Annotated in this window: 10 protein-coding genes; 2 read left to right on the top strand and 8 right to left on the bottom strand. The window is 30.1% G+C overall.

Features of this window, described 5'->3' with window-relative positions:
• Positions 1-353: 353 nt before the first annotated feature.
• The 4 genes from Q0F04_RS10420 to istA form a co-directional block, all read right to left on the bottom strand.
• Positions 354-518 (bottom strand): hypothetical protein, encoded by a 165-nt coding sequence (locus Q0F04_RS10420; RefSeq protein ID WP_295753047.1) that lies wholly within the window; start codon positions 516-518, stop codon positions 354-356.
• Between the two features lie 286 nt (positions 519-804).
• Entirely contained in the window at positions 805-1,128 is a 324-nt protein-coding gene (locus Q0F04_RS10415) for a hypothetical protein (protein WP_295753045.1), read from the bottom strand.
• Positions 1,128-1,886: an IS21-like element helper ATPase IstB gene (istB, locus tag Q0F04_RS10410; protein ID WP_295753043.1), complete on the bottom strand. Its 759-nt coding sequence runs from the start codon at positions 1,884-1,886 to the stop codon at positions 1,128-1,130. The genes Q0F04_RS10415 and istB overlap by 1 nt, the downstream gene beginning before the upstream one ends.
• A complete protein-coding gene (gene istA / locus Q0F04_RS10405; RefSeq protein WP_295753041.1) occupies positions 1,883-3,202 on the bottom strand; it encodes an IS21 family transposase in 1,320 nt (439 codons plus the stop codon). The genes istB and istA overlap by 4 nt, the downstream gene beginning before the upstream one ends.
• A gap of 611 nt (positions 3,203-3,813) precedes the next feature.
• Between istA and Q0F04_RS10400 the strand changes: the two genes are divergently transcribed.
• Both Q0F04_RS10400 and Q0F04_RS10395 read left to right on the top strand, forming a co-directional pair.
• On the top strand, positions 3,814-4,182 hold the full coding sequence (locus Q0F04_RS10400) for a BlaI/MecI/CopY family transcriptional regulator (RefSeq protein ID WP_117996024.1): 369 nt from the start codon (positions 3,814-3,816) through the stop codon (positions 4,180-4,182).
• Positions 4,183-5,274, top strand: coding sequence for a M56 family metallopeptidase (locus tag Q0F04_RS10395; protein WP_295753039.1), 1,092 nt, complete (start codon positions 4,183-4,185; stop codon positions 5,272-5,274).
• A 968-nt stretch (positions 5,275-6,242) separates the two neighbouring features.
• On the opposite strand, the gene Q0F04_RS10390 is transcribed toward Q0F04_RS10395, so the two are convergent.
• The 4 genes from Q0F04_RS10390 to Q0F04_RS10375 form a co-directional block, all read right to left on the bottom strand.
• The gene (locus Q0F04_RS10390) at positions 6,243-6,458 is read right to left on the bottom strand and encodes a hypothetical protein (protein ID WP_295753037.1); all 216 of its coding nucleotides are present in this window, start codon (positions 6,456-6,458) and stop codon (positions 6,243-6,245) included.
• Between the two features lie 114 nt (positions 6,459-6,572).
• Positions 6,573-8,351 (bottom strand): ABC transporter ATP-binding protein, encoded by a 1,779-nt coding sequence (locus Q0F04_RS10385; RefSeq protein ID WP_295753034.1) that lies wholly within the window; start codon positions 8,349-8,351, stop codon positions 6,573-6,575.
• Positions 8,352-8,462: 111 nt separating this feature from the next.
• Entirely contained in the window at positions 8,463-9,746 is a 1,284-nt protein-coding gene (locus tag Q0F04_RS10380; RefSeq protein WP_295753032.1) for a hypothetical protein, read from the bottom strand.
• The coding region (locus tag Q0F04_RS10375; RefSeq protein ID WP_295753030.1) for a hypothetical protein at positions 9,747-9,934 on the bottom strand (188 nt) is incomplete at its 5' end. It abuts the gene before it with no gap.

The following is a 9,934-nucleotide window of genomic DNA, read 5'->3' as shown; positions in this document are numbered from 1 at the left end:
CAAAAGCAGATAAAAGTCATAGGATTTTATGCATTTCATTAAATTATTGTACCTTTATATAAAGCAGAAACAACAATGAAATCCCTTATAAACAAAATAGCTTTTCGATTCCGACTGAGACCACCATTTGTCAAAGATTGCACCTAGCATTTGCCAGGTGCTTTTTTTATGCCTTATTTAAAGCATATTCCTACATTATGGTTATATTCCATATCTATATAAACCACTAAAACAAGTGTTTTTCTAAACAAAATTCGCAAAAAAATCGAAAAAATTTTTCAATGCATATTAAAAACGGATAGTAAATTATCCGCTTTTTTCATCTATTTCGATCGTTTTTATTTCCCTTTAAATCAGGTGATATGCTGAATGAAATATAATACGATTATTACGATAACCACGAGAATACCAACAACTAATTTGTATTTAGCATAGTCTTTCATTCCTTTGTTCACATCATTTAATTTTCGATTATCTTCATTCAATTTATCAATCATCTTTCTTTGTTCGTCTGTCATATACCACACCTCCTCTATTCACCATCATAACAACATCAACCGAAGCAACCTAATCACGATCTAATAAACATGGTCTAGCAACATCTGTCATACGACTTGTTTATTAAAATCATAACTTTCTAAGTTTTAATGTTCTTTTAATCACAATCAACATAATACAGATACCAATAAGTGCTAAGATTTATAAATGTCAACTTAAAAATGTACAGTTTTGATCATTTAAGAATGTACAATTTTGACCACATCGATACCTGATGTAGTAGATGGTAAAGATGTGGTCTTTTGTTTAATAAGACATTGTAAGTAATCTTTCTTCTACTTTTTTTAGCCTTTTCAAAACCTGTTTATATGGCATTCCTAGACTTCGTCCATTGACTATTTGATAAGGACCAATATAATCTTGTATTTCATTTAGATAAACATGATATAGTTCGCAATATGGTCTTGATACATTTATTGGTTCACACATCATAACGCAATCTTTGTTTTTCATATTGATGTCGAATAGATAATAATAAGTAAATGTATCTTTGCTGAAAAGAATTGCTCTAATATTGTCTTTTTTACTGTTTCTTGTTTTATTCAAATATTTAATTAGTTTACCGTTCATTAATCATTGTTCTCCTTTTTTATTAAATGGTCTTTCAACCTGTATGATTTGCCACTGATTGAGATTACCTTAGCGTGATGTAAGATTCTATCTACAATCGCATTTGCGATAACTGGATCACCAAATATATCATCCCATTCACCAAAGTTGATGTTCGTTGTGATGATTGTACTTTTGTTCTCATATCTTCTGTCAATCAATTGAAAAAATAGCTTAGAGTCTTCTTTATCAATAGGGAGATAGCCTAGTTCGTCAATAATCAATAATTTATATTTATTGAAATGCTTTAATCGATCGTCTAATCTGTTTTCTAATTTTGCTTTTTTTAGCTGCATAATCAAATCATGACATTTAATAAAATACGTCGAATTCCTTTTCTTGGCAGCGGCAATGCCTATAGCTGTCGCCAAATGTGTTTTGCCTACACCAGACGGTCCAAGAAACACAATATTTTCCTTTTTATCTATAAATCCCAATGATTCAAACTCTAATATTTGAGCTTTGTTTATCGATGGTTGGAAATCAAAGTCAAAATCTTTAACTTCTTTAATAAAAGGAAATGCTCCAACTTTGACCATTGCTTTGATTAGATTCGCTTTACGATGATCCATTTCAACATCTGTAAGTCTTAATAGTCCTTCTGTAAAACTTAATTCATTAGCTGTTATAAAATCTATTACTTCATCCAAGCTTTCACTTGCTTTGTTTAGTTTTAGATATTCTAAATTATCTTTTAATCTTTGATACGTACTAATCATTTATACATCTCTCCCAGTTCTTTTAAATTGTTTTCCGCAAATTCCTTGATGCTTTGACCACTTCTCATTAAAGAGTATTCTGCCTTCTCAAGAGCATGTTCTGCTAGTTCTATTTTCTTTACGTTATCTTTGCTTATTTGATGTATTACGATAAGTTCTGTGTTATCATACACGTAAAGATAGTCGTCGAAAGCCTGGGCATTAAGCACCCTGCCACGATATTTGATTGGGGTAGAATACTTCTTGCCTTTATAGCTCACAAATCCTTGCGAGTCAGCTTTAAGTGACAATTCTTTGATTTTGTAAAGGCTTCTTATATTGTCTTGTGGTAAAGGTGATAAGAAGTCTTTTTCTTTTTGTAAGTGTAAGATTGGTATCTTACCCGTTTCAGAATGGAGTTTATTGTTTTCTCTGTCACATATCTTAGTGACCTGATTTCGTAATCCAACCAAATCCAATAAACCATTGTATGCGTACAATTCATCAAGTAATTTCATCGGAGCTTCAACTTTAGCTTTAACTTCAGGCTCAGCTGCGATACACGGCTTCACTTCAAAACCATAATCTTTAGCGAATTGTGCGAATTTATTGTTGATCTTACCCTTAGAATACTCAGTTCTTGGATCATCCATTACTGTTTTCATATTGTCTGTTCTTAAAGTCTTAGGAACTCCACCTGCCATTTCGAAAGCTGTATCCAGATGATGAAACAAGACTGTCTGAGTTTTGGTCATAGATAAGAAATATATCTTAAATCTAGAAAACGAATAAACTAGCGCAAATACATTTAACGTTACTATTTCACCAGTTTTTAATGTAATAGTTAATTCCTCTTTCCAATCGAGCTGTGCTTCTTCACCCATGCCCGTTTGATATGTAATTATATGCGCTTTACTTTTACAGTCTCTCTTTACTCCATTTACGGTTCTGTTTGTCTTTCCATCAAAATACGATTGAAATTCTTCTCTTTGTGAAACCCATCTTCTAAAAGAAGATTGAGCACAATTTAAACCATGGGTGTCGACTAAGTACTGCCATAACACACGTTTATAGAAGAACACCTGAATATCTTGTTGATTGAGCAAGTAATTAATAACATCATAATATTCATCTATTTTACTTTCTCTTTTTCGGATATCACTTTTCGAATAACCATCAATATATTTACTGACAGTTCTACGATCGACACCGAGTTCTCTTGCGATTTCTGATTTATTCACTTTAATACTGCCTACCTCCTGTAATCGTCCCAATATAAAAAGATCATTTAAGGAACGTATTTCTACATTATTGTTTACTTCTATGTTGATTAACACTTATATACCTCCTTGTAAACCTCAAGGATTATATCAAAGCGTAATCAGAAGTGTACATTCTTAAATGATCATTTATGTACATATTTAGATTATCATTTATATATATCCATAGATTGCATTTTCATAATTAAATTGCCAAATATAAAATATTGATATTTTGGTATAAGCAATATGTTTTTTACAGAAATCGAAAAATAAACAATTAATAATGAATATTGTTAATATGAGAAACAAAAATTTAGTATGATTATGACAACTGAATAAATCAATTAAAAGTATAATCAAATCCATTATTAAAAATAATATTGTATATCTATTTAGTCTTTTCGATAAATTTTCGCATCTCATCTTTAGAACATCCTCCTATAATCTGATTTAGTATTTCATTTTAAATATGGATTCTTTTGCATATATTTGAATAACATGCATACACAGTAATAAGGAAGCAAAATAACTAATTACTATTTTCATATATTTTGTTCTTTTTAAGGATAACGCTATCTTCAACTACAAAATAACATTAATTGTTATTTTTAGCAATAGTTATTTTTATTTCTATTTGTTGCTATAATTAAAAATAAAAGTTAAAATATTTATGGGTGAAAACATATATGAAAAAATTATCAAAAAGAGAAAACCAAATTATGATTGCATTGTGGAACTCCTCTGTTCCTTTGTCTGCTAGTGCTTTAAAGAAAAATTTAGATGAAGATGTTAGTATATATACAATTCAACAAGTCCTTCAGAAATTGCTTAAAAAAGATTATATAAAAGTAGATAGAATCGTTCAGCACGAAAAAGCTCTAATGCGAGAATATGTGCCTGTAATTTCTCAAGTTGAATATATTACAAGTTTTGTAAATCAAAAAACATCTTTTGAATTAGCTTCAAATTTCATAAAAGAAACCGACAATTTAGATGCCATTATCGAATTAGAAAAACTTATAAATATCAAATTAAAAGAAAAGGGAATAAAGTAAATGCAGTTGACCCTTTCATCGTTATTTATTACAATCGTTTTTGCTGCCATTCTGATTCTTATTTTTAATGCATTACTAACATGCAAAAAAAGTTATATGTTTTTTAGAACTGATTTTCTTTCTGTCCTAGCTATAATTATAGTTTTACGTCTATTATTTCCTATTGAATTTAAATTTACGCAATCAATAGCAGCTACACCGATTATGAATCCGTTTTATAACATAATGCATTATAAATTTCATTCATTTGAGATTTATAATTTACTTCTTCTTATATGGGTTATAGGAATTATTATCAAGTCCATTGAATATATCTTTTCAATATCTCAGTCAAACAAAAATTATAAACTACTCATTTCTAATTCAGTCAAATTAGAAACCAATGATTTAGATGCAGAATTAGATATTTTTCCTATTTTTAGCAGTCAATTTTTATATGTTCCTACAGTATTTACCACAAAAAAGAGTATATTTCTTCCTACGACTTTATACACTATAAGCGAACTGAACAATATTTTACGACATGAGATCAGTCATATTCAACACCATGACGGTTTAATAAAACATATTATAAATTTTGTTGTGATCCTATACTGGTGGAATCCATTTGTATACATATTTAGAAATCAAATCCATTTACTTTTAGAGATATGTGCTGATTATAAAAGCACAAAAAATTTCAATGAAGTAGAAAGCAATCAATACATTAGAGACTTAATAAACATACAAAAAAAGGCTACTATTTATAATCAAGTGCACAAATATAGTAATTCGAATATTATTGATGAAAGTATAAAAGTTCTTGAATATAGGATAAACTATATGATAGAGAACAAATACAAGAAAAAGACCAACAAATTACTATTAGCCACATTGATTTTGTTTCCATTTCTGACAAACTCTATCATATTAGAGCCTTCTTTCCCTGCTCCTGACGAGCATGAGTTATTATCAGAAAAAGATTTAAAAAATGGATATATAACAGTGAATAAAGATGGTACTTATACATTTCATGTCGGTAAATTTAAAGGTATTATCAACAATCCAAAATCTAAAGAATTTAAAGACATTCCAATCATAAAAGGAGAATAATCTTTCATTGTCACAAAATCATTTTTAAAAACTTTTAAAACTTATTCAAAAAGCAAAACAAGTACCCCTACAAAGAGTGATACTTGTTTTTTTAATCCACTACTAACAGCTCATAAGTATTTGTAAGAGTAAATAATTGATAGTGTACTTTTACAGTTACTAGTTGAACCTCATTTACGTAATCATACTCATGAATCACCTTATTATCAACTATATTTTCAGTATGATAAAATTCAATAAGTGTTTCCTCTAACTTAGTTCCAACCTTTCCTTTTGAACCTGTTTATTTCCTCTTGCCTAAATCTTATCTATCAACTTTTTCTTTTTAAGTAATATCAACCATTTCTATTCAAACCACAATGTTCTACATAAATAGTCAATTTTTTTATCCCTACTAACCGATGGTAAATTTGTTTGGATTATTTCATTCATTTTTATTATTGTGTTTATTCCAGAATTTAGTTTTAAAGTTTTCAACATTTCTAATTCCAAATTTTATTGGGTCAGTTATCGGGTCAGTTATCGGGTCACTTATAGAGTCATTTGAAAGAGTTTCGAAATAAAAATTGTCTATAGACTTAAACTCAGGTTTAACATCAGATACATTAAATATTCCAATTGGACTAGTGACAGCGATTAGCATTGCATCCACTAAAAAGCATGCTATAATTCAAGTGGGCAAACGGATAACAAGCCTACACGAGTAAAAGGGTGGTTCGGACTAGACCATCTTTTTTTCAACAAAATAACTTTTCAATTCCGACTGAGACCACCATTTGTCAAAGATTGCACCTAACATTTGCCAGGTGCTTTTTTTATGCCTTATTTATGCATGTTCAGACTTGTACAAGACAATCAAAGTTATTGTATTTGTTCCAAATAGCTTATCGGGTCAGTTATTGGGTCATTTATAGAGTCATAATTTTTCAAAGCATATTAAAAACGGATAGTAAATTATCCGCTTTTTTTCATCTATTTCGGTCGTTTTTATTTCCCTCTAAATCTATTGTTTTTCTAACCCTTGTCTTATCTTCAGGGCTTAGCTTATTCATTATAGCATCATAAACTGTTATGCTCTGTCCGTTTTTTAATTGAATATGATTTCTTGTTGTTTCTTTCACAAACCGAGTCAGCGCAATATTTCTAGTTTCAGACTTATTCAGTTTCTTACTCATTGTCAACATACTATGATCATAATCATTCGCTTTTGTCTGTAACACTGAGTTTTGTTCTTTTGCACCATCCAATTGAATTATCAATTGCTTATTACAATCATTCTACTAATTCCAAAGTTTTCATTACGCACCCATTTCTGCACTCATATAATATTTTGACTGCATATTGAATAGTTTCCAATATGTAGAATGTGCCTTCATTAATTCACTATGACTACCCATTTCTTCAATGCTTCCATTCTTAAAAACAATAATGTTATCGCAAAACCTTGTCGATGCCATTCTATGTGAAATAAAAATAGCCAACTTATTTTTTGATAATTCATTAAATTGTTCATAAATCTCCGATTCTGATTTTGGATCCAATGCAGCCGTTGGCTCATCCAATATGATTATCGGTGTATCTTTATAGATAGCTCGGCTAATCGCTATTTTTTGAGCAACTCCTCCTGAAGGTTCAAAACCATCTGAATCAAAATCCTTGTGTACACGTACATTCAAGCCTTTCTTGTATTTCTTTACAAATGCAGAAATTCCCAAAGAATCAAATATACCATGAATTCGATTTTCATCACTTTTTCGCGATAAACTCACGTTTTCCTTAAGTGACATTGAAAATAATTGGAAATCCTGGAATACAGTTGAAATGAATTTTACATATTGCACATAATCATACTCTTTAATATCCACCCCATTTAATAAAATCATTCCCTCAGTTGGGTCATACAATCGACAAATTAATTTAATAAACGTAGTCTTACCCGCACCGTTTTCTCCAACCACTGCAATTTTATCTCCAGCCTTCATGAAACAATTGATATCTTTTAAAGCCCATTTATCGCTACCGCCATATTTAAATCCAACATTCTTAAACTCTAACGATTCAAAATGAGAAGGCATATTACGGTTGATCTTGCCATCATATATGTCCATAGGCAAATTCATAAATTTCTCAACAGCTTCAAAATAATAACTATACTGATTTATATCATTCACACTATCGATCACTTCATCCATAGAAGTTGTAAATGTCGCAATCGCATTGATATACAATGTAAAATTTGCGATGGATATGAATCCTTTTGATACCATAAAAACCATATATACATAAGAAACCATTCTTTGAAAAAAATCCATAAGATGCATAAAGAAATCGGATTTGTCCATAATATACATCTGATTTTTATAAAACTTCCAAAGCTTATGTAAACAACCTTTTAAAAAATCCATCAATACATATTGACCTTGATTCATTCGAATTTCCTTGCCATACTTTACATCCGAAAACACATTCATAAAATAAGACAATTCTCTTTCCTTCGGATTTTTCTCCATTTCCAATTTGGCATACGCCTTCTTAAATCGCATCTGCGCTTTGCTATTTAGAAATGCAAGACATAAAAACACAAGCAACACTGCTTTATTCAATGAAGCTATGATCCAAATCACTGTTCCGAAAATCATCACTTTACTAATGATTTCCATCGCTCGATCTAATACAAAACTAAATCCTTGTCCATTCGCATATAAAAATTTTTCCGCATTTTGTTTCAAATTTAAAAACTCTGGATCTTCCAAACACGCATAATCCACTTTAGAAAGTTTTGTATTTAACTCCACCTGAAACTTTTCTAAAATAATACATCGCTTATAAAAAGCCGTATTCTTTAAAAAGTCGCTTAAAAACTTCATTAAGAAAATCACAATTGAAAAGATAATGATATATGTAAGTAAATATGAAATTCGATTTTGCCCCATTAGTTCATCCAACAAAACCTTTGGAAAAAACATAATCAATAAAGGTGGGATCGTATTCGTTATTTGATACAAAATCAAACAAACCAAATAGCTTTTTTGTACATTCCACGCATACTTCCAAAGAAATGTTAAGCTTTTAAACATACGTATCACCTTCTTTTTAAAAGATTCTAGCATAAATGTAATTTTTTTCAATTATTAATGTATATTCTTACATTAATAATCTATATTTTCATATTATTTCATCATGATATATTAAACACGTACTTTCTTAGCACACCACTTCAAAACTAAGTACAAAATCACACTATATAATCCAATAATTACAATTCCTGCAAAATATCCAAAATAACTAGTACCTAATAGGTTCATTCCAAAATCTCTGTATGCCATTGGATTGAATGTATTGATCTTCTGCATGTTTCCTAATGGCGATGCAAAAGAACAAAGACCCAAGACAACTAAAAATACAAGCAAAGATAAGTATTTGTTTTTCATAAGTTTAGATAATACAGTTATGAGTAGGACATAAAATGTTGTGGACATCACAATTCCAAATGCTACAAATAGTGTACATTGCCACAATGGCATCAATTCCATTCCTGGCGTTGTAAACTGATTGACACTCATATTCGTTAGTCCACTTGCCACAAGCTCAATATGATCCAATCCTTGTGTATCCCAATAATGAAAACCAGTAAATCCTGGCTTATAATATAAAACCGGATAGATCAGATTCGATACACCTTTAAAAGGTACAAGAACTATCATATAAACTAAAACAGGCAGGAAAACAACCAATAGAACAAAAAGCACGTCAGAAATCAAATTCCATCTCACATATTTTTTCTTTACTCCAGAAATAGTTAGAATTGTTTTTTCTGTCTTTGCTCGTCTTTCTCTTTGTTGAAACAATAGAAGTCCAACCAGCAAAGGTAAAACTACAGGCAATATATATCGAGCTATCTGTAATGAAACACTGGATGCATCCACATATGAATATGTTATTGGAGTAAGATCATGTTTTAACAAGTAGTCAAAGTAACGAGCCTGCTGCATAGAACAAAAATATAAATTAATATCATTTGATTTTTGTACAATTAATTTCTCGTATTGCGACAAATCAGGTAATCCATATTCCTTCCTTAATTCTTCTATAACATCGGCATGTTCAAAATAGGAATCATTAGGCATGTTAGAAGTCACCATATACCACTGTGCTTCCAACACACTCACCTTTACTTTATATTCACAATATGACTTCCAATTTTTGTCCTTTCCATCCTGCTCACCCTTATCAATGGTCTGACGTATCAAATTCACTTCATCCATAAATTCTTGGTAAAGTTTGGGATCATTCTTTTGTGAAACACTTGCTATACTAATACCTAATGATGTTTGATATGGACTTTCCGTAAATGATTTTGTATTCAAAATAAACAACAAAGCAATCTCACAAACGATGAATAGCACAATTAGAATCAGATTTTCTTTTCTTTTTAAATTAGATTTGATATTGAAAAGCACATAAGTCCACATTTATCTCACCAGCTCTCTTTTTTTGAAACATTGTAATGAAATCAAATTACAAGACAGAAAATACACCAAGCTTATAATAGCAGCCAGGACAACCTGCTTATGGATAATCAGGTTCACAAAATCAATATGTAAAAATGGAATATACACAAAGAATCTAGAATAGCCTGTTACATTTCCTAAGACAAAGA

The organism is uncultured Holdemanella sp. (genome assembly GCF_934772795.1).
Lineage (GTDB): Bacteria > Bacillota_I > Bacilli_A > Erysipelotrichales > Erysipelotrichaceae > Holdemanella.
The sequence above is the reverse complement of the archived record's forward strand: the minus strand, read 5'-3'. Positions and strand labels throughout refer to the sequence as shown.